Consider the following 21,374-nt stretch of genomic DNA (forward strand, 5'->3'; position numbering starts at 1 on the left):
TACCCACCAAGGTATATCGCCAAACATCAAGCTAAAAAACCCCAGGGCTATATACCCCTGGGTTTTTTATTTAAAAATGCACCATAAGTGCGGCGAATATAGGCTGAAACGCCGGCGGCGCCCCACAGTTCATACTGACTCATCGCCAGCCTGAACTGCTTGCGCGCATGATGAAACTGCTGCCGGCTCAATAAAAAACGGGCGTAATACAGCGTGGCAATCGCCTGATCATGATTGCGCTGATACAACCTGGCCGATTCGATCGCCGCCAGATAATGGCGCTGAGCCGCCTCGAAACGCCTTTCACGCTGTGCCAGTTGCGCCTGCAACAACTGCAATTTGCTCGCAAACAGAATGGGATTCATTTGCGCCCATTGTTTAAGCTGATCAATACCACGCCTGAGCTGCCAGCGAGCCCACGCGGATAAGGGCTGGGCGCTGGCGCATCGGTTCAACAGTGTCAGCACATGAAACAAAGCCTCGATCACTGACCCCCGCACCGAAGGGAGATGCACAGCCGCCTGCTCGAGCAATAATTCGCCTGCATCATTATTACCGCAATAGATCGCACCATGCCCTGCGCACAGATAGTGCATAAAGAGAGTCAGGCTATCGTTGCGCGCCGCCAGTTGTTCGAGCATCTGCGGCGTAATAAATTCACTTCGCCCCAGCCACGGCTGCGCATCATTGCTACGCACCAGGCCATAAACAAATTGCCGGAAAACAGCGGCCATGGGCTGCAAATGCTGTTGCCGCGTATAGCGCAGATCTTCTTCAATCTTGAGCGCTTCTTTCTCCAGATGCAGCAAAGGGCTACCGTTCAGGATCGAATGCCCCAGATAAAACAAACTACCATACGCTGCATATTCAAAATCGCCCTGCGCCTGAGCATTTTGCTGCCAGCGCCACAAATCAGGCAGCAACTGTTGCAAATTGGTATGCCAGGGCTGGATAAAACCCAAATCGAAAATGGGCACCCGATGGCGCTGGCGGTCTCCCGTCAGCGATTGCGACATCTGTTGTGCCCGCTCCGCCAGGGCAAACGCTTGCTCATAGCGATGAAGAGCTGCCAGCAACATTGCTCCGCAAATCATTGCAGCGGCGCTGGCTGGGCACGCACCATGTTTCATCGTCAATGAAAGTTGCTTTAGCGCGATCGCGGGCAGAAGCTTGGGGCGAGAAAAGAAACACGGGCCGAGCAAATCGGTCAGAATTTCCTGCGCCTGATTGACAGCCGCATGATCAGAGAGCTGCTGGCGAACTGGGCGAATATAGCGGCGCCATAACCACTGCACACCCTGCGAAAACAATTCACCGATTCCGTCGTCCAGCGCCATCGGAACGCCCAGCGCATCAAGCGCCTGCTCTGCGGCACTAAAAGCACTGGGATAATCGTGCGCGAGCAAAGCCAGTCTGAGTTGTGTCGCGGCCAGTAAATAATCGACCCGCTTGCTGGCGCCCAGAGGCACATTACGCCGCAGCGCAATCACGTCGATCAACTGCCCCGGCTCCTGCCAGGTCGAGCACCATAATTCAGCCAGTTGTTCACCCAACGCAGGCTGCTCCCGCCAGACGCCTTCGCCCAACAAGGCCATCAGTTGCTCAAGAATTTGGCCTGCATGCAAAGGGCTTCCCTGCAAAAGCACCTGCGCTGCAATTTGCAAGGATTGCTGGGCAAACCGGTTTTTCTCATCCCGATCAAACAAGCCCCCAGCCTGCTGAGCATGGCGCAAGGCCTGCAAGGCAAAATTGGGGTAGTTCAGCATTCGCAAAGCCAGCCTCGCATGCAGCTCGGCTTCGGTAAGGAATTCAAAAGTATGCTGCGCCAGCCGCATCAGATGCGGATGAATAAAGCGCCAGATATCACCAGATTGCGCCTCGACCATGCCTTGTTGCTGTGCCAGCTCCAGATGCTCCTGCACCGCACTGAGCGGCAGGTAGTCGTGCAATAAACGGGCGTCGAATTCAAGACCGATCAGACTGGCGCTTTGCAATATTTCCAGACAGGTTTCGGGCAGGGCGCGCAACTTGCTCTCGAAAAAGGCTTCGGCCTCTGGTGTTCGCAATTGCAGCGAAATTTGCTGCAAACGCTGCGGCCATTGATCATCCTGCACTGGAGTCAACAAATCGTACGCCGCCAGCGAATCGAGCAAAAAGCGGCAAAGCTGCAAATTACCTTGGCACGTTTGCTGCAAATGCGGCGCGATTTCAGCCGCCAGGCGCGGATTGATTCCCTGCTCTTCGATCAGCCAGGCCACCGTATCGCGCACGCTAAAAGGCGCCAGCCGGAAAACCTGACAGCGTTCATGACTCTGCCAGCGCTGAACAACAGGCAAATGCTCATTTTCGACACACAGTAGCAACATCAGATAGGGTGTAGCCCTGTGCTCGATCAGATAATCGATCACCGCCAGCGCATCCTGATCAAGCAGATCGACGTCGTCAATAATCCATACCAGTGGCCTGAGTTGCTGGCAGGCATAACTGAGCAGTTCACCGACCAGTAATTGCAAATGCAGCGCTTGCGACAAATCAATATCGCCAGTGACCTGTTCGCTCAATCTGAGGCGGCGCACCAGATCCAGCAAGGCTTCCTGCCCGCTCAAACCCGGGTTACTCAACTGCCGGGTTAATGGCTGGCTCAATTGACTTAAACCCAGCAACAAACTATCAAGCGGATTACTCCAGTTCAGTGACTCGATCCGGCTCTCGATCAGCATGCCGCCGCGCTGGCGGACATGCGGCAGCAATTGTTGCGCCTGCTGGGTTTTACCCGAGCCGGACTCACCGACCAGCATGACCAGCTTGCTGCCACCCGCTGCCGTTTCGGCCAGCGCAAAGCGCAATTCACTGCCCAATGCACGCCGGGTCAGTCCGGCAGGACTGCCTGCAGGGGGGCTGGAATCACGTGAAGTAGATGCAAGCTGTTGTTGTGTAGACAAAATTTCTGCTTTCCGATGAAGTCGTGCGATTGTCGCTGATTTAGCTGGAAATTTCTATCAACTAGATCAAATCCCGTATTGACACCGTCAAAAATCCGCCCAAAGGCCAGCAAGATAACTAATGCCAACGGAACACAAACCGCTTTGATATAATTGGCAGCTTTGGCCTTGGCGCAACGGTTGATAATCGCGATGAATGTTTTTTACGAGGAAGATGGCAGCTTTAAAGTCGCCAGCATCAATGATGAGCAGGCTGCCAGCATGCAGGTGGAAGACGCGCGCGGTAAGCGCAGCAAAATCAAAACCGCCAATGTGCTGCTGCGTTTTGATCGCATCAGCCTCGATGAATTTTTCAAATCGGCACAAAGCCTCGCTGCTGAAGTTGACGTCAATTTCCTGTGGGAATGCTGCGGGCAAGATGAATTTGGCTTTGCCGAAATTGCCGCCGAATACTTTGGCGCCAACCCCAGCCTGACCCAGCAAGCCGCCGCCGCCATCGCGCTGCATACCGCACCGATGTATTTTTATCGCAAAGGCAAAGGCCGCTACAAAGCCGCACCCGAAGAAAACCTGAAAGCGGCGATTGCCGGACTGGAGCGCAAAGCGCGTGAAGCCGAGCAAATGGCGGCATGGGAAGCCGATCTTTTGGCAGGTATCTTGCCGCAAGCCTTGCAGGACAAGCTCTCTAGACTGATACATCGCCCCGATAAAAACAGCCTTGAATACAAGGCACTGGCGCAAGCGGCAGAAAATGCGCAAATGTCGACGCTGCGCCTACTCGACAAAATCGGCGCGATTCCCGACGTTGCGCAATATCACCTCGACGGTTTTCTGATCGAACACTTCCCCAAAGGCCGTGGTTTTCCGGTTTCTGAGCCAGTTTTTGCGCCAGAAGATTTACCCGTCGCCGACGTTGCAGCCTTCTCGATTGACGACGCGAGCACGACCGAAATTGACGATGCGTTCAGCCTGAAAAAATTAGCAAATGGCAACTGGCAGGTCGGCATTCACATCGCAGCACCGACACTGGGCATTTTGCCGGGCACGGCGCTCGATCAAGTGATTCTGGATCGTCTGTCGACGGTGTATTTCCCCGGCGACAAAATCACGATGCTGCCCGACGACGCGGTGGAAGTATTTACGCTGCAGGAAGGCGCGGCGCGCCCGGCGCTATCGATGTATCTGGAAGTCTCGCTCGGCTATGACATCATCAGCCATCGCTCGGTGATCGAGCGTGTGCCGGTGGTTGCCAATCTGCGCCACCACGATATCGAGCCCTACTTTAATGAAGACACCGTCGGCAAGGATGGTGAGGACTATCCGTGGAAAGCCGAACTGACGCTGCTGTGGAATCTGGCTGGCGCACTCGAAGGCCGTCGTGGTAAAGCCGATCAGCCTCAGCAACAACGCCTTGATTACAGTTTCTATATCGACCGCGAAGAAGGCAAAGCCGAGCGCGTTCGCATCGTGCCGCGCAAACGCGGTGCGCCAATGGATAAACTCGTCGCCGAGCTGATGATTCTGGTCAACAGCCTGTGGGGCGCAAACTTGCGCGACGCGCAAATCGCCGGCATTTACCGCTCGCAAGGCGGCGGCCGCGTCAAACTGTCGACGCAACCGACTGCGCATGCCGGCCTCGGTGTTGATTGCTATATGTGGTCGAGCTCGCCATTGCGCCGCGCGGTCGATTTCATCAACCAGCAACAACTCGTTGCGATGCTGCGCAATGAAAAACCGCGCTACCAGAAAAACGATGCCGAGCTGTTTACCGCGATTTCATCGTTCGATGCAGCCTACGCTGCGTATGCCGATTTCCAGGACAAAATGGAGCGCTACTGGTGCCTGCGTTATCTGGAGCAGGAGAATATGCGAGAATTCAATGCGCAGGTGATCAAGGAAAATCTGGTTCGCGTTGACGGTATGCCGCTGGTCTTGCGCGTCGGTGGTTTGCCCGAACTGCCAGCGGGAACGACCGTATCATTACAGCGTCTAAACATTGATTATCTCGAACTTGGCGTCGAAGCCAGAATCGCGACTATTTAGAAATGTAGGTCGGGTTAGCGCGCAGCGTAACCCGACATTCAGCAGGTCAGCCTGCCATGAAGGACCACCCCATGCAGCCTAACCGCCGCCTCAGCGATTTTTTGCCACTGAAGTTTGCCAACGGACAGGAAATCAGACAATTTTCCAAGCCATGCGTGTCTTGCGGCAACATGCTGCACGCCAAAGATATGCATGGCATCGCACGACTGGTCGAAGACCATATTGCGATTGCCGCCAAAGCCCATTGCCCTTCCTGCGGCACACAATTTAGCGTCGCCTGCGTCATTAATTCGCAAAAACAAGTCAAACGCGTCGTGTTACCACGGTTGCTGTTTGGCTGGTATTTGCGCAATCTGCCCTTGCAGGACAAAGAAACACACCCGCAAGCTTTTGCCCGCGATTTGCCACTGCCGGAAGAGCGCGACGCACGCGAAGACGCCGCCGAGCTGGCCCGATCAGCAGAACGCTCGCCGCAGCTGCGCCCCAGAGAAGTCGTTCGCGCCGAGGAATCATTGGGGCGTTTTCAGGGGCAGCCCATTCCGGCCTGGCTCTTGCTGGACGGAATCCGCTTTGATTTTGACCGTATCGCACCGGATGAACGCATCAGCGAAGGCGAATTCCTGCTCGATGGCAAACTGATTTACCACCGTCAAAGCTGATAACAGCCTTCGCTGCAATCACTTTTGTAGTCTGACTTGATTAATTTCAACTTGGCTTTTTGATTCAAAGTTTTATAATCGCGCCTATCTTTTGGGTCACGCCCCGCGCGGGAGAACACCATGCAACGCAATATGCTCAAATCCAAACTGCATCGCGTCACCGCGACGCATGCCGAACTGCATTATGAAGGCTCGTGCGCCATCGACGAAAACCTGCTTGAAGCAGCCAATATCCGCGAATATGAAGCAATCGATATCTGGAATATCAATAATGGCGCGCGTTTTTCGACTTATGCGATCAAAGGCCAGCGCGGCTCCGGCATCATTTCGGTCAACGGCTCGGCGGCGCGTCACGCTCAGGTTGGCGACTTGCTGATTATTGCGACTTTTGCCGACTACAGCGACGACGAGCTGGACAATCACAAGCCATCGCTGATTTATGTCGACAGCAACAACCGCATTACGCACAGCAGCAATGCGATTGCGACACAACAAAAATAGCCTCCCACTCATCCCGACAACCCGCACTTATAGTGCGGGTTTTTTATTACTCATTCTAGGCTCCCCCCTTGCTGATTCCATCGCACCAGCAATACGACACAGTGATATCGATGACACCAGTGAATTAGATCATCACCACTTCCTAATATTTCCGCTACATTCGCAGCGCTTAGATATTTTCCTTATACCAGACAAGAAACCCAGAGGAAGTAATGACAAAATTCAATCGTATCGGCCTGATTGCAGGCATTATCTGCCAGGCTGCCATCGCCCAAGCCGTTGCAGCCAGCGAATGGAATGCAGATACAACCTATGCAACACCGGGCTCTGTCGTCAGCCATCAAGGCCAGTTATATCAGAATAAATGGTGGACTCGCGGCGACAATCCGGCTCTGAGTGGCCAATGGGGTGTATGGAGCAAAGTCGCAGGAACGGCACCGACCGCGACACCGAGCACGGCACCAACGGCGACTCCGGCACCAACTGCCAGCCCTGCAATCACTGCAACCCCCGTACCCACTGCCGCACCAACAGCAACGCCGACAATTACAGCAACACCCGCAGCCAATACCTGTGTTGACGCTGCCTGGAATAAAGATACTGCCTATGTCGGCGGCCAGAAAACCAGCTACAAAGGACGTACCTATCAGGCTCAGTGGTGGACTCAGGGCAACCAGCCTGATTTGAACGTCGGAGTAGGCCTGCCATGGAAAGACCTCGGCGCTTGCGGACCGACTCCGGCACCAACTGCGACGCCAACGCCGACAGCCCAGCCGACTGCGACTCCGCAGCCAACAGCAACGCCCGTCGCCACTCCAACACCAGCTCCCACCGCAACACCGGTTGCCGGCTCTATCGTCCCCGCGCGCCAGATCGTACTGGAACAACCGGGCAATGTGGGCACAACCCGTGCAGCCCAGTTACGCAGCTTCAACCACACGCCATTCCAGTCCACCGGCTACTGGGTACAATCTGGCGATGTATTGACAATCAATTACAGCTACACGGGCGCAGCCCCCAATCGTGCGCCGGAAATCTGGATCCACAACATTGATGACAATACCTGGAACTACAATACCACCCAGAAAACCACGCTCAACACCGGCAGTAACAGCATTGTTTCGGGCATGAAAGGGATTGTTTACATTGCGGCCTTTAACGAGCCCACCGGTGGTGAAATGAAGGTCAATCTGAGTTCGGGTGGCCGCATCATGCCACGTTTTGTGCTGGGTCAGCACACCCATGCTGACTGGGTCAAAATGCTCACTACTTATGGTGATGCGCCTTTCGCCGAGCTGGTCAGCAAACGAATGATGGTGACGGCCTCCATGACTCAGGCTATGCGCTACGTTGACGACGCTGAAGCGGTCATGACGCTTTGGGACAAAATCGTTGATCTGGAAGACGAGCAATATGGTCTGGTCGCCGGTAACAGCTGGCCACACGCACCGGATCCACATCGCTACCACTTTGTTGAGCTGGCGCCTTACACCGGCTGGATGTATGCATGGCAATATCGCATGGCTGCCGCAACACCTGCCGTTGCTGATGTACTCAACAGCAAACGACTGGGCACCAACGGCTGGGGGCCGTGGCACGAGCTGGGTCATCAACACCAGATGAGCCCGTTCACCTGGAACGACCAAACCGAAGTGACCGTCAATCTATCTTCACGCTATATACAACGTGCATTGGGTCAACCATCGCGTTTTGAAGTCGAAGGGGACTGGACAAAAGCATTGGCTTACCTGAATCAACCAAGCCGCAATTTCGACACACAAAGTGATCTGTTTGTCCGCGCAACGATGTTCTGGCAGCTCGATCTGGCTTTCGGTCAGGATTTCTACGCCAAACTGGGCAAAAACTATCGTAATATGCCAGCGCAACTGATTCCGAATGACGATGGTTTTAATGAAAAACAAACCTTCATCATCGAAACCAGCCGCGTGGCAGGCTATGACTTGACGCCATTCTTCACGCAATGGGGTATTCCAGCCAGTAGCGACACGCAAACCAAATTGCGCGGCATGGGGCTGAAAACACTGAACGATCCGATCTGGCTCAACCGCGACAGCAAAGTGCTTTATCAGCCACGCTAATTAGGGTATATCGCCAAAAGCGACATTCCAAAAAAGCTACAGGCCAATACCCGCAAAGGTATTGGCCTGTTTTTTACCTAAAACCAGCACATCATGACGGTGTAAACAAGCTATCCGTTTTCGCTGCCAGCTCAAAATCCATTTTATGCAGCCCGCCAATCTTGTGCGTCCACCAGCTCACGGTCAGTTTGCCCCATTCGAGCAGCAGCGCCGGATGATGCCCGACCTCTTCGGCCAGCGCAGCGACGCGATCGCACATTGCCCAGGCCTGTGCGAAATTCTTGAACTGATACACGCGCCGCAATTGCAGCACACCATCGACGACGACCGGCGTCCAGTCCGGAATCGCGCGGATCAGCCCGGGTAATTCCTCGTCGCTGACCTGCGGTGCACCGGCGCGGCAGGCTTCGCATTTTTGCTGAAAATCATCGCTCATGGCTTGCTCCTTGTTGAACTCTGCGCCACCAATCAGGTATCCAGATGAGCGTGAGTACCGTCGCAAAACGGTTTGGATTCGCTGTGTTTGCAGCCGCACAAATAAACCGTTTCGCTCTCTTCAGCGACAAACTTGATCGGTGTCATATGCGTATGCCGGTGCGAGCCATCGCAAAAAGGCTGCGTCTTGCTATGCCCGCAGGCACACCAGAAATAAGTTTTCCCCGCCTCAACCTCAACCTCGTACGGCGCTTTCTGGGCAATCATCGGTTCGGACATGGTTGCAATCTCCTGCTTGTTGCGTATTTCAGCGTAGCCGGAGCTAGCCGCAATCGCAATGCAGTCGAGCCGGTGAGCACGAATCAAGTTCGCATCAACTCGACCAGCTGTTCCAGCGCCTTGCCCCAGCCTTCTTCAAACCCCATAGACGCATGCTGATCACGCCCGGCTGCATCGCGATGCTTCACAATCGCCGTATAGCGCGTACTGCCAGAACCATCAATAGAAATGGGCTCCAGCTCAATGATTGCAGTAAACGGAAAATCGCCGCAGCTGGAGTCGGCAAACGACGGATTCGGTCGAAAACCCGGCAGCAGCGCATTCGTCCAGACCAGCCGCCGATTCGGCACAATGTCCAGATAGCAGCCCACACCGGAAAACTGCTCGCCTTCCTGAGGCCCTTTCATCTCGGTATGAAACAACCCACCGGGGCGTAAATCAATCTGGCACTCGGTCGTGCGCCACGGCGCAGGGGTAAACCAGCGCACGATATGCTCAGGCTGCGTCCACGCCGCCCAGATTGCCTCCGGCGGCAGCGGCACTTCGCGGACAAACTTCAGGTCAAGCTCGGCATCAAAACGATCATCAGGAATATTCATCGCCAGCTCCAGCAATAGAGGGGGGGAAACCTGTTTGTAGCAGTGGGAAGCAAGGAGCGCAACGCAGTCATGCCAAATCCGGATGGTGCTTGTTCTGCGTAAGTGGATCATCACGGCTTACCTTCCGGCCAACTCGAATCTACAATGATACAGAGCTTTGTTTTCCGCAAACTGTAGTGGTCAACTCATTCTGGCCACATGGGAACGATGCAAGGCGGCTCCAACAACCTGCACATCTTGCCCCCAAAGGACTTCATAGTGTCCCGCACCATGCTTTTGCGCCACTTGATCACTCTATTCATCATTGGATCAGAAGCTCAGGCGGCACCACTACTGATCATCGCCAATGAAGGCCGACAGGCACCCGCCATCATTTCCAATCATGGCAACCTCACCGGCGGCATGCTGCTGGAACTCGGGCAGGCCCTGGCACAGGAAGCAAAACAAAGCGTCAAATACCAGCTTTTCCCGCGAAAACGGCTTGAACGAATGGCCGGGCAAGGGCGATTCGACTACGTCTGCCTGCTCAACCCAGCCTGGCTCCCCGCCACAATGCCGCTACGTTGGGGTCCTGCCATGCTTGACGAATCGAATGTACTGCTGTTCCGATCAGGTACCCACTCCCCCGCCTCAATCCAAGAAATCTACGGCGAAACGCTGTCTACGGTGCTGGGCTACCGCTATTCCTCGCTGGAAACACTGTTTCAGCAAGGGCAACTCAAACGTAGCGATGCGCTCACTGAAGAGCAGCTCATGCGCAAAGTTCAAGCCGGGCGCGAGCATTACGGCATCATCAACCGCTTCTCCCTGCGCTGGTTCAATCGCAGCCTGCCTGCCGAACAGCGGCTTCAAGAAGGGCTGGTCATCAATAGCGCCAGTCTCCATTGCGCCGTACCCGCCAAGCACCCGCAAGCGAACATCCTGCTCGGCCACCTGCAACGCCTACAGGACAAGGGCTTTTTTCACGACCTGCAGTCGCGATACCTCAAGCAGTGAAAGTGCCAGCGGCGCACAGCCGCCAATGTCCGTTGATTGAATATTGCGGGCTGGAAATAGCTGCAGTTGTTTATCCACAATTGCATGGCCTGCTGCGCAGGCGGTGAACCGGCCGTTTCGCCGGCCATACGAGCAAGGGGAGGTCTTGCTCCTCCCCTTGCAACCCCAGCGCGCCCGATCACCGCGAAACCCCGTCCGTCCGGCAATTGGCAAGGCGACGCGGAAACTCGCTGCGCGCTACCGTCGCGCAGCTCAAACAGCCGCCTCTTAAAACCTTGCCAACCGCCTCCCGAACGGCGCGGCTCCACGGGCTCTTCGTCCTAATTCGCAGCTTTGTATGTCATGGATGGGTATGTGTCTGAATGCCATGATTTAAATTATCTTCAGAGCAACACCATGGCGGGTATAGGTCTTGATGGTTGATTTGGGGCTTGGATTCCCGTGTAGCGAAAACCGAGGTGAGGAGCGAGACAAACAGTTTTATCGTTTGGCTCGCGACGAGGTGAGGCTTGGCGCGGAGCGCTTTTCGCCCGGGTCGCCTTCCTTTGCTTACTTTCCTTGGCGAAGCAAGGAAAGTAAGTGCCGCGGCGCACAGCCGCCAATGCCCGTTAATTGAATGTTGTAGACAAAGAAAAACCACCAGAATCATTCAGCGGCATAATGTCTTCGGCTATTACATTCCGCTGCATTCTACAGCACGTTCAATATTAACTGCTTTGATACCCCACGATTTTTCCTTCATGTGGCATACAAAAATCTTACAATCAGGGAGATTACTTTCAATTATAGATTGGAGCTGACTCAAATACTCTTTGTCATAAAAATGACCAGCGCCAATATATATTTCTTTAATACTACTCCTATTCACTCTTTGTACTTCATCACCTTTAAGAATATTACGAACAACTCGAACTTCTTCCTCATAGGCCCAATGTTGAGATTTATACAAAAAAACCCTTTGTAGTGTTTCTTGTAAATCAAGCTCATACCGATAACTCATACCCTCGAACAACCCATCATGTTCTGAGTGATGAAACGGTTCCGTTGGTTTTGTGGACGTATAAATAATACTGCCGAATTTTGCTGGAATTAGATTACTTAACTCGCAATCAAGCTCAGCATCTATCGTATCAAATCCAATAACCATCCCACCATGAGCTTCATTGTTTTGATCGATACGAATTCCTTTCTTGCTCGGTTGTTTTTTGCCGCGAGCATAATGCGCCCACATCAAAGGATTAAGTGCTGCTCTTGATAAAGATAAAACCCCGTAGCTCATACTAATCTTCAATTTTCTGAAGTGATTCTCTGTAGCTCCATACTCCCGATCAAGTGATTCATAAAACAAGGATGAAACTTCAAATGGATCATTCAAATCAGATATCTTTGTAAATTTCACTGTTGCATTTTGAATAATTAGCAAAGCAGCTTCCAAATCAACGTATTTATATAAAATCATGGCAATAGCCTTTATGTGCAATAATTTCAATCGCCAATTTCAAACTTAGGTTAATAAAAAAGCGGCCAAAGCCGCTTTTTTATTAACCTACCTTCTTCTTCAACAACTCCAACGCCATCCCTGGGTTGGCCTTACCGCCTGAGCCTTTCATCACTTGGCCGACCAAGGCGTTCAGCGCTTTTTCTTTCCCGCTGCGATATTCCTCAATCGCTTTCGGATTGGCTGCGAGTACCGCGTCGACAATCGCTTCAATCGCGCCGGTGTCGGTTTCCTGTTTCAGGCCGTCGCGCTCGATGATCACATCGGCAACATCCCCGCTTTCCCACATTTTTTTCAAAACGTCTTTGGCGGTTTTGTTGTTGATCGTGTTGTCGGTAATGCGCTTGATCAAGCCAGCCAAAGCCTCGGCTGAAACAGGGCTATCGGCGATGGTTTTTTCTTCGCGATTCAGCGTCGCCGAGATGTCGCCCATGATCCAGTTGGCGGCGAGTTTGGCGTCCGCTCCCGCGGCAACGCTGGCTTCAAAGTAGGCAGCCAGCTCTTTGCTGCCGGTCAGCATGCGCGCGTCGTATTCAGACAGGCCGTATTGCTCTGCGAAACGTGCCTGCATCGCGACCGGCAACTCAGGCAGTTCGCTGCGTACGCGCTCTATCCATTCTTCGCTTACCACCAGCGGCGGCAAATCGGGATCGGGGAAGTAGCGGTAATCGTGCGCGTCTTCCTTGCTGCGCATCATCCGTGTTTCGCCGGTGTCCGGGTTGAACAGAATCGTCGCTTGCTGGATTTTGCGACCCGATTCGATTTCGTCGATTTGCCATTGCACTTCGTATTTGATCGCCTGCTCGATGAATTTGAACGAGTTCAGGTTTTTGATTTCGCGGCGCGTGCCAAATTCTTGCTGGCCTTCAGGGCGCACCGAAACGTTCACATCGCAGCGGAACGAGCCCTCGCTCATATTACCGTCGCAAATACCGATCCACGTCACCAGCGAATACAGCGCTTTGGCATAAGCAACGGCTTCGGCGGCCGAGCGCATTTCAGGCTCGGAAACGATTTCGAGCAGCGGCGTTCCAGCGCGGTTCAGATCGATCCCCGATGCGCCGTGGAAATCTTCGTGTACCGATTTACCCGCGTCTTCTTCCAGATGCGCGCGAGTCAGGTTGATCACTTTTTCGTACGGATCGCCCTTGGCGGGTTGCACTTGGATCGTGATCGCGCCACCTTCTACTACGGGCAGCTCGAACTGGCTGATCTGATAGCCCTTGGGCAAATCAGGGTAGAAGTAATTTTTACGCGCAAAAATCGATTTGCGATTCACTTTTGCGCCAATCGCCAAGCCAAACTGAATCGCTCGCTCAACGGCGGCGCGGTTCATCACCGGCAAAGCGCCGGGCAAGGCGATATCAACGACGGCCGTTTGCGTGTTCGGCTCGGCGCCAAACGCGGTGCTGGCGGGCGAAAAGATTTTGGATTTGGTGGTGAGCTGGGTATGTACTTCCAGCCCAATAACGACTTCCCATTTCATCGTATACGTCCTTGTGCCGCTTAAAGTTGCGGCTCTTTGGTGTGCCAATCGGTGACTTGCTGATATTGGTGCGCGACGCCAAGCATTTTGGCCTCACTAAAGTAATTACCAATAATCTGCAAACCAATCGGATGACCGTTAGCAGCGAAACCCACCGGTACACTCATACCCGGCAAACCCGCCAAGTTCACGCCCAGCGTGTAAATGTCTTCCAGATACACGGCAATCGGATCGGCGTTTTTCTCGCCGATATTCCATGCCGTAGTTGGCGTGACTGGCCCCATGATGACGTCGCACTCTTTAAACGCAGCCTGGAAATCGTTGGCGATCAGGCGGCGGATTTTTTGCGCCTTGATGTAGTAGGCATCGTAGTAGCCGTGGCTCAGTACGTAAGCGCCGGTCATGATCCGGCGTTTGACTTCGGAGCCAAAACCTTCGGCGCGCGTTTGCTCGTACATATCGTCCAGATTGCCGGTTTTGGCAGTGCGATGACCGTAACGAACGCCGTCAAAACGGCTCAGATTGCTGGATGCTTCAGCTGGTGCGATCACGTAATACGATGGAATCGCCAGCTTGGTGTTCGGCAGGCTGATGTCGACGACAGTCGCGCCCAACGCTTTGTATTGCTCAACTGCAGCGTTGATCGCGGCAGCGATCTCGGCATTCAAACCTTCGGCAAAATACTCGCGTGGCAAGCCGATTTTCAGGCCAGCCAATGGGGCATTGAGTTCACGCGTGTAGTCTTCTTTTTCGTGCTCAAGGCTGGTCGAATCGCGCTCGTCAAAACCCGCCATCACATTCAGCATCAGTGCGCAATCTTCGGCGGTGTGCGCCATCGGGCCGCCCTGATCGAGCGAACTCGCGTACGCGATCATGCCAAAACGGCTGACAATGCCATACGTTGGCTTAATGCCGGTAATGCCGCAGAACGCCGCAGGCTGGCGAATCGAGCCGCCGGTATCGGTGCCGGTCGCCACCGCAGCAAAACCAGCCGCGACCGCCGCAGCCGAGCCACCGGATGAGCCGCCGGGAACGGCTTTTTTATCCCAAGGGTTTTTTACTGCGCCGTAATAGCTGTTTTCATTGGCCGAGCCCATCGCGAATTCGTCCATATTGGCGCGACCGAGCACAACAAAACCGGCGGCGTCGCAGTTTTCAGCCACTTGCGACGAGTATGGAGCAATGAAATTGTCGAGCATTTTGCTGCCGCAACTGGTTTTCCAGCCTTCATGGCAGAAAATATCCTTGTGAATCAGCGGCACGCCGAGCATAGGGCGCGTGTCACCCGCGGCGCGCGCAGCATCGGCGGCAGCGGCGGCGGCGAGTGCTTTATCGGCGTCAATCGTCACCAAAGCATTCAGCTCGGCGTTGTGCGCGGCGATCTGTTTCAGGCATTCGCTCACCAGCACAACCGAAGTGGTCGTACCCGCAGTGAGTGCGTCTATTTGCTGTTTTAAAGTGTTCATAAATTTTCAGGGTGACGAGGGTTTACACCTCACTCCTCACACCTCACTCCTTACTTAAAATCACTCGATAACTTTAGGAACCAGATACAGACCGTTTTCCACGCTAGGTGCAACGGCTTGGAAATTTTCCCGGCGATTTGGCGCAGTCGCTACGTCATCGCGCAAGCGCAACATCACGTCCTGAGCATGCGCCATAGGTTCGATGCCGTCGGTATCGACGGCGCGCATTTCTTCAATCAGTGCAAAAAGTTGATTGAGTTGAGACTGGCTTGCGACCACCTCATCGTCGCTGACCGCAATGCGGGCCAAGCGTGCGATGCGGCGTACATCGTCCTGTGACAAAGACATGGTGTTTTTACCCCGTAAAACCTTCAATAACGTCAACACAATAGGGTATCATACCGGGTTTGATTCTCCCAACCACGCTTCTGCTGCGTTGAAAACGAGAACAAGACTCGCTGCAGCTGTTGTTAACCGTTTGTTAACCGCCCTGTGGCGATGCAATTACAAGCCCTAATTTCAGGGTATTGCCGGGCAGGGTAGCGCCGGGTGATGCCGCTTTATACCGATTAAAAATACGTGAGATTCGCCATGTTTGGACTTCTTTCCGGCTACTTTGCCAACGATATCGCCATCGACCTTGGCACTGCCAACACCCTGATCTACATGCAAGGCAAAGGCATTGTGCTGGACGAACCATCGGTGGTCGCCATCCAGCAGGAAGGCGGCCCTTCCGGCAAGAAAACGATTCTGGCCGTTGGCGCTGAAGCCAAAAAAATGCTCGGCCGCACGCCGGGCAATATCAACGCGGTGCGTCCGATGAAAGACGGCGTGATTGCCGATTTCACGATTACCGAACAGATGCTCAAGCAGTTCATCAAGAAAGTGAACCCGAGCCGCATGTTTTCATCACCGCCGCGCATCGTGATTTGCGTACCTTGCGGCTCGACGCAAGTTGAACGCCGTGCGATTCGCGAATCAGCGCTCGGCGCTGGTGCACGCAAAGTTGAATTGATCGAAGAACCAATGGCGGCTGCGATTGGTGCAGGCTTGCCAGTTGAAGAAGCGACCGGCTCGATGGTCGTTGACATTGGTGGCGGTACGACCGAAGTCGGCGTGATTTCACTCGGCGGTATTGTTTATGCATCGAGCGTACGCGTCGGTGGCGACAAATTCGACGAAGCAATTATCAATTACATCCGCCGTAACTACGGCATGCTGATCGGCGAAACGACCGCCGAAGAAATCAAAAAACGCATCGGTTCGGCCTTCCCAGGCGCTGAAGTACGCGAAATGGAAGTCAAAGGCCGCAACCTGGCTGAAGGCATTCCACGCTCGTTCACGATTTCTTCGAACGAAATTCTCGAAGCACTGACCGACCCGCTGAACCAGATCGTTTCAGCGGTGAAACAGGCGCTGGAACAGACACCACCTGAACTGGGCGCGGACATTGCCGAGAAAGGCATGGTGCTGACGGGTGGCGGCGCTTTGTTGCGTGATCTGGATCGTTTGCTGATGGAAGAAACCGGCCTGCCAGTCATTGTCGGCGAAGACCCGCTGACCTGCGTGGTACGCGGCTCGGGCAAGGCTCTGGAAAAGCTCGACAAGGGCAGCATCGGTATTTTCACCAACGACTGAGACCACACAGGGTATACAGCCAAAGGCCATACGTAGTATGGCCTTTTAGCACATACCCCAAGCCACCATGCAAGCCACCCAACCTGCATTTTTCAAGCAAGGCCCCAAGCCGCTGACGCGTGTGCTGATTTTTGCCACGCTGTCACTCGCCTTGATCGTTGGCGATGCGTACTACCATCTGCTCGGACGGATACGCGAGCAGTTGTCGCTTGCGCTCTATCCCCTGCAATGGCTGGCGACCACACCGACCAATGCCGTGATTGAAGCCAGTATTTTCTTGCAACGTCAAAACCAGCTGATTGCCGAAAACCGCACATTGAACGACGCGCGGCTGATCGCACAGGCGCAGGAAATGCGGCTCAAAGCACTTGAAGCTGAAAACGCCAATTTGCGCTCACTCGCCGTCGCCAAGGAAAGCCAGCCGCGCCAAAGTTTGTTGACGCAGATTCTGTATAACGGTCGTGATCCGTTCAGCTCGAAGCTGATTGTCGATCTAGGCCAGCGCGCCGGCGTCAGCACCGGGCAAATTGCGCTTGATGCCAGCGGCGTCGTCGGCCAGGTGATCCGCGTTCAACCCTTGACCAGCGAAGTGCGGCTGATTTCAGATCGCGAACATATGGTGCCGGTCTTTGTCGAGCGCAACCAGTTACGTACCGTCGTTTATGGCACTGGCCGGCAAAGCCCGCTGGAAGTGCGCAATATGGCACCGAATGTCGACATCCAGGTCGGCGATATTCTGCTGACTTCGGGCATTGACGGCATTTATCCCAGCGGCTTGCCGGTCGCCAAAGTCAGCAAAGTCGAACGTGCGGCTGGCAATGCCTTTGCCCGTATTCAATGTCAGGCGCTGGCCGGAATCGATCAGCACCGTTTCCTGCTGCTGCTCAATCCGCCTGCAGCTCTGCCACCCTACCCTGAAACTACGCCTGAACCGCAGGTAAAGGGACACTGATGCCGATTAGTCGCCAGATACTGCGCCCGGTTGGGGGCGGATTTATTTTTTTCTCGTTCATCATCGCTCTGCTGATCAATCTGCTGCCGTGGCAAATCACCACGGTAAATTTCGCACCTGATTTTGTCGCCATGCTGATCGTTTACTGGACGCTGAACCAGCCGCGCCGTTTCGGCATCGCCTGGGCATTCTGGCTCGGACTGATGATGGACGTCGCCGACGGCAGCGTACTGGGACAACATGCACTGGCCTACACCATCATTGCTTATTTCACTTTGTCGCGTCAGCGCCAGATCGCCGTATTCCCATTCTGGCAACAGGCCTTGCTGGCCTGGGGGCTATTGATGCTATCGCAAGCGATCATGCTGATTGTTCGTATGGCTCTGGGCGCCAGCTTCATTGGCTGGAGCTATTTTGCCGGCAGTCTGCTCGCCGCTTTTCTGTGGCCCCCGCTGTCGAACCTGATGATCATGTACCAGCGCAAGGATGTACCGGACGAGCTATGAAGCGACAGCACTTGCCTGACCCTGCCGGAGTGAAACCATGAGGCACCGGGTGGTCATCAATCATCACCAGGAACGCAACGCCTTTCAGGTACGCCTTGCTGCCGCAGCCATATTTATTTTGCTCATGTTCGGCGTACTGTTCTCCCGCTTTGTCTGGCTGCAGGTGATACACCATGACAAATATCTGACGATGGCCGAACAGAACCGGATTTCGCTGGTGCCGGTTCCGCCATCACGCGGCATTATCCGCGATCGCAACGGCGTGGTACTGGCGCATAACTTCTCGGCGTATACGCTGGAAATCACGCCATCCAAAGTCGGCAATCTGGAAGAAACCATCGCTCGCCTGAAAGGCATCGTCGACATTACGCCGAAAGATCGTCGTCGTTTCAAGAAAATGCAGGAAGAAAGCAAGGATTTCGAAACACTTCCGATTCGCACCAAGCTCAGCGATGTGGAAGTCGCGCGCTTTGCAGCCAATAGCTATAAATTTCCTGGCGTTGAAATCAAGGCACGCCTGTTCCGCCATTACCCGCTGGGTGAATCGGCCAGCCATCTGGTTGGTTATATTGGCCGGATCAACGACAAAGACATCAAGCAACTTGAAGAGGATGGCCTCGTTGCCAATTATCGCGGTACCGATCACATTGGCAAACTGGGTCTGGAACAAAGCTACGAAGAACAATTACACGGCGTCACCGGCTTTGAACAGGTTGAAATCGATTCCGGCGGCCGGGCCGTTCGCACCTTGAAGCGCACTGCGCCACGCCCGGGCAAAGACCTGATTCTGTCGGTCGATATCAAATTGCAGCAAATGGTCGAACAGCAATTTTCCCAGCGACGCGGCTCGCTGGTCGCCATCGATCCGCGTGATGGCGGCATTCTGGCGCTGGTGTCGCAACCGGGTTTTGATCCCAATCTGTTCGTCGACGGCATCGATCCGCAAAGCTGGACCGAACTCAATGATTCGCTCGACAAGCCCTTGCTTAATCGCGCGATTCGCGGCGAATACCCGCCGGGCTCGACGTTCAAGCCTTTCATGGCGATTGCCGCACTTGAGCTCAATACACCGATCGTCAACCAGCGCATTATTGATCCCGGCTACTACATTTATGGTGGTCACCGCTTTAATGATTCGAAAAAAGGCGGCTATGGGACGATGGATTTCGACCGCTCGATTGCCTATTCATCCGATACCTACTTCTATCAGATGGCCGTCCAGATGGGGATCGACAATATTGCCAAATCAATGGCGCAGCTCGATTTTGGCTCCAGCACCGGATCGGACTTGCCCGGCGAACGAGGCGGCATCCTGCCCAGCCCGGAATGGAAGAAAAAGCGCTTTAAAAACCCGGCACAGCAAAAATGGTATTCAGGTGAAACCGTTTCAATCGGCATTGGCCAGGGTTATAACGCCTACACGCCGATGCAAATGGCGCATGCCACTGCCACACTGGCCAACCGCGGCGTCGTGTTCAAGCCGCACGCCGTGCAAACGATACTGAATGTCACCACGGGACAGCGAACGCCGGTCGCTGCCGAGCCGGCCAAAAAAATAAACTGGAAACCGGAAAATATCGAACGCGTGATCCGCGGCATGGAAGGCGTGATGACAGTCGGAACCGGGGCGGGGGTATTTCGCGGCGCGCCTTATACATCAGCCGGCAAGACAGGTACCGCCCAGGTGTATAGCCTGAAAGGCGCCAAATACAACGCCAATGCCATTCAGGAACGGCTGCGTGACCACTCGTGGTTTATTGCTTTTGCGCCGGTCGACAAACCGACGATTGCACTGGCGGTGATTGTCGAAAACGGCGGTTTTGGTGCTCAGGCCGCAGCACCGATTGCGCGCAAAGTGCTCGATTACTATCTGACCGGCAAGCTGCCGCCCGATCCGGCAACGCTCGATGCATCTGGCGTCGCAACAGCGCAGACGGCCTCGGCGGCCTCATCGGTCGCCGCGTCTAGCCCGGCCAGCGCATCGGCACCTGCTCAAGCGGGCGTTTCTACCCGCTCATCCGCACCGGCTAACCGGGCTGCCGCCAAGGAGATTGCCGTTGATTAAACGACTCTGGGAAGATATCAAGCGCCCGATTGATACACCGCTATTTGTTTTTATTTTGCTGCTGTTCACCGTGTCGTCGATTCTTTTGTATTCGGCGTCAAATCGTGATCTGGACAAAGTGCTCGATAAAATCACTTTTATGGGCATTTCCTTGTTCATCATGTGGTGCATTGCCAATATCCAGCCACGCATTCTGATGCAGCTCGCCTTGCCCGCGTATTTATTTGGCGTCATTTTGCTGTTTGCCGTCGAGTTTTTCGGCGTCACCAGCCACGGCGCGACGCGCTGGCTCAATATTGGCATCACGCGCATTCAGCCTTCCGAATTGATGCGCCTGGCGCTGCCGCTGATGCTCGCCTGGTATTTTCACCATTTTGAAGCAACGCTGAACTGGCGGCATTTTCTGATCGCAGCCATCATCATGCTGGTTCCGGTGACGCTGATTTTGAAACAGCCTGATCTGGGCACTTCGCTGCTGATCGCTTCTTCCGGCTTTTATGTGTTGTTTTTTGCCGGATTGTCGTGGCGATTGATCGGGCTGATGTCGGGCGTAATCGCCATTTTTGCTTATATCGTGACCCATTGGGATATGTGCATCAATGTGCTGCATGAATACCAGTGCCGCCGTATTGCAACGATGCTCGATCCGATGGAAGACCCGCTTGGTGCGGGTTACCACATTATTCAGGGCACCATCGCGATTGGTTCGGGTGGCTGGTTTGGCAAAGGCTGGCTGGCGGGCACCCAAACGCATCTGGATTTTATTCCGGAACGCACGACAGACTTTATTTTTGCCGTTTATGGTGAAGAATTCGGCTTGCTCGGCAATGGCATTTTACTGATTCTGTATTTGCTGGTGATTTTCCGCGGACTGATGATTTCCAATAGTGCCAATACACTGTTTGGCCGTCTGCTCGCCGGTGCGATTGCGATGAATTTCTTTACCTATGCGCTCGTCAATATGGGTATGGTCAGCGGAATGTTGCCGGTCGTTGGCGTACCATTGCCGCTGATTTCGTACGGCGGCACGTCGATGGTTTCGATTCTGGCCACATTCGGCCTCTTGATGAGCATTCAGCGAGATCGCTCTTTAATGAAAGGCTGAGGTGTTTACAGAATAAAAGGGGCAGCAATGAAATCAAACAACAAGGGTATATTAATCGGCGCATTGCTAGTCAGCGCCTGCAGCACAACACCCCCTGAGAGTATC

The 21,374-nt window shown here is 54.2% G+C and carries 18 protein-coding genes; 10 read left to right on the forward strand and 8 right to left on the reverse strand.

Translation table 11 applies throughout. The features are described 5' to 3' along the window. Positions 1 to 47: 47 nt before the first annotated feature. Entirely contained in the window at positions 48 to 2,942 is a 2,895-nt protein-coding gene (locus ACG2XO_RS03355) for an AAA family ATPase (protein WP_410499403.1), read from the reverse strand. Positions 2,943 to 3,134: 192 nt separating this feature from the next. Between ACG2XO_RS03355 and ACG2XO_RS03360 the strand changes: the two genes are divergently transcribed. From ACG2XO_RS03360 to ACG2XO_RS03375, 4 genes are all read left to right on the forward strand, one after another. Continuing rightward, entirely contained in the window at positions 3,135 to 4,985 is a 1,851-nt protein-coding gene (locus ACG2XO_RS03360) for a ribonuclease catalytic domain-containing protein (RefSeq protein WP_410499404.1), read from the forward strand. Positions 4,986 to 5,056: 71 nt separating this feature from the next. Then, entirely contained in the window at positions 5,057 to 5,644 is a 588-nt protein-coding gene (locus ACG2XO_RS03365; RefSeq protein WP_410499405.1) for a hypothetical protein, read from the forward strand. A gap of 120 nt (positions 5,645 to 5,764) precedes the next feature. Then, complete coding sequence (gene panD, locus ACG2XO_RS03370; RefSeq protein WP_410499406.1) at positions 5,765 to 6,145, forward strand: aspartate 1-decarboxylase; 381 nt, start codon at positions 5,765 to 5,767, stop codon at positions 6,143 to 6,145. A 212-nt stretch (positions 6,146 to 6,357) separates the two neighbouring features. Then, a complete protein-coding gene (locus tag ACG2XO_RS03375) occupies positions 6,358 to 8,244 on the forward strand; it encodes a M60 family metallopeptidase (RefSeq protein WP_410499407.1) in 1,887 nt (628 codons plus the stop codon). Between the two features lie 91 nt (positions 8,245 to 8,335). Here the strand turns inward: ACG2XO_RS03375 and ACG2XO_RS03380 are convergent, their stop codons facing one another. The 3 genes from ACG2XO_RS03380 to ACG2XO_RS03390 all read right to left on the reverse strand — a co-directional run bounded on the left by ACG2XO_RS03380 (position 8,336) and on the right by ACG2XO_RS03390 (position 9,668). Next, positions 8,336 to 8,680 (reverse strand): 4a-hydroxytetrahydrobiopterin dehydratase, encoded by a 345-nt coding sequence (locus ACG2XO_RS03380; protein WP_410499408.1) that lies wholly within the window; start codon positions 8,678 to 8,680, stop codon positions 8,336 to 8,338. Positions 8,681 to 8,712: 32 nt separating this feature from the next. Next, entirely contained in the window at positions 8,713 to 8,958 is a 246-nt protein-coding gene (locus tag ACG2XO_RS03385) for a CDGSH iron-sulfur domain-containing protein (protein WP_410499409.1), read from the reverse strand. An 83-nt stretch (positions 8,959 to 9,041) separates the two neighbouring features. Next, on the reverse strand, positions 9,042 to 9,668 hold the full coding sequence (locus tag ACG2XO_RS03390; protein ID WP_410499410.1) for an SRPBCC family protein: 627 nt from the start codon (positions 9,666 to 9,668) through the stop codon (positions 9,042 to 9,044). A 147-nt stretch (positions 9,669 to 9,815) separates the two neighbouring features. Here ACG2XO_RS03390 and ACG2XO_RS03395 point away from each other — a divergent pair, with 147 nt between their 5' ends. Next, a complete protein-coding gene (locus tag ACG2XO_RS03395) occupies positions 9,816 to 10,553 on the forward strand; it encodes a substrate-binding periplasmic protein (RefSeq protein WP_410499411.1) in 738 nt (245 codons plus the stop codon). Positions 10,554 to 11,226: 673 nt separating this feature from the next. Here the strand turns inward: ACG2XO_RS03395 and ACG2XO_RS03400 are convergent. The 4 genes from ACG2XO_RS03400 to gatC all read right to left on the reverse strand — a co-directional run bounded on the left by ACG2XO_RS03400 (position 11,227) and on the right by gatC (position 15,351). After that, positions 11,227 to 12,012: a DUF2971 domain-containing protein gene (locus ACG2XO_RS03400; protein ID WP_410499412.1), complete on the reverse strand. Its 786-nt coding sequence runs from the start codon at positions 12,010 to 12,012 to the stop codon at positions 11,227 to 11,229. Positions 12,013 to 12,094: 82 nt separating this feature from the next. Beyond that, positions 12,095 to 13,537, reverse strand: coding sequence for an Asp-tRNA(Asn)/Glu-tRNA(Gln) amidotransferase subunit GatB (gatB, locus tag ACG2XO_RS03405; protein ID WP_410499413.1), 1,443 nt, complete (start codon positions 13,535 to 13,537; stop codon positions 12,095 to 12,097). A 20-nt stretch (positions 13,538 to 13,557) separates the two neighbouring features. Then, positions 13,558 to 15,003, reverse strand: a complete 1,446-nt coding sequence (gatA, locus tag ACG2XO_RS03410) for an Asp-tRNA(Asn)/Glu-tRNA(Gln) amidotransferase subunit GatA (protein ID WP_410499414.1) — start codon at positions 15,001 to 15,003, stop codon at positions 13,558 to 13,560. A gap of 60 nt (positions 15,004 to 15,063) precedes the next feature. Then, on the reverse strand, positions 15,064 to 15,351 hold the full coding sequence (gene gatC, locus ACG2XO_RS03415; protein ID WP_410499415.1) for an Asp-tRNA(Asn)/Glu-tRNA(Gln) amidotransferase subunit GatC: 288 nt from the start codon (positions 15,349 to 15,351) through the stop codon (positions 15,064 to 15,066). Between the two features lie 243 nt (positions 15,352 to 15,594). Between gatC and ACG2XO_RS03420 the strand changes: the two genes are divergently transcribed. The 5 genes from ACG2XO_RS03420 to rodA all read left to right on the forward strand — a co-directional run bounded on the left by ACG2XO_RS03420 (position 15,595) and on the right by rodA (position 21,269). After that, a complete protein-coding gene (locus ACG2XO_RS03420) occupies positions 15,595 to 16,641 on the forward strand; it encodes a rod shape-determining protein (protein ID WP_373976555.1) in 1,047 nt (348 codons plus the stop codon). Positions 16,642 to 16,708: 67 nt separating this feature from the next. Next, positions 16,709 to 17,593 (forward strand): rod shape-determining protein MreC, encoded by an 885-nt coding sequence (mreC, locus tag ACG2XO_RS03425; RefSeq protein WP_410499416.1) that lies wholly within the window; start codon positions 16,709 to 16,711, stop codon positions 17,591 to 17,593. Then, positions 17,593 to 18,099 (forward strand): rod shape-determining protein MreD, encoded by a 507-nt coding sequence (mreD, locus tag ACG2XO_RS03430; protein ID WP_410499417.1) that lies wholly within the window; start codon positions 17,593 to 17,595, stop codon positions 18,097 to 18,099. Before mreC ends, mreD begins: the two co-directional genes overlap by 1 nt. Positions 18,100 to 18,136: 37 nt before the next feature. After that, positions 18,137 to 20,164: a penicillin-binding protein 2 gene (gene mrdA / locus ACG2XO_RS03435; protein WP_410499418.1), complete on the forward strand. Its 2,028-nt coding sequence runs from the start codon at positions 18,137 to 18,139 to the stop codon at positions 20,162 to 20,164. Then, complete coding sequence (gene rodA / locus ACG2XO_RS03440; RefSeq protein WP_410499419.1) at positions 20,157 to 21,269, forward strand: rod shape-determining protein RodA; 1,113 nt, start codon at positions 20,157 to 20,159, stop codon at positions 21,267 to 21,269. The genes mrdA and rodA overlap by 8 nt, the downstream gene beginning before the upstream one ends. The last annotated feature ends 105 nt before the right edge of the window (positions 21,270 to 21,374 follow it).

Origin of the sequence: Chitinibacter sp. S2-10 (genome assembly GCF_046530675.1) — a bacterium.
In the GTDB taxonomy this organism is placed as follows: Bacteria; Pseudomonadota; Gammaproteobacteria; order Burkholderiales; family Chitinibacteraceae; genus Chitinibacter.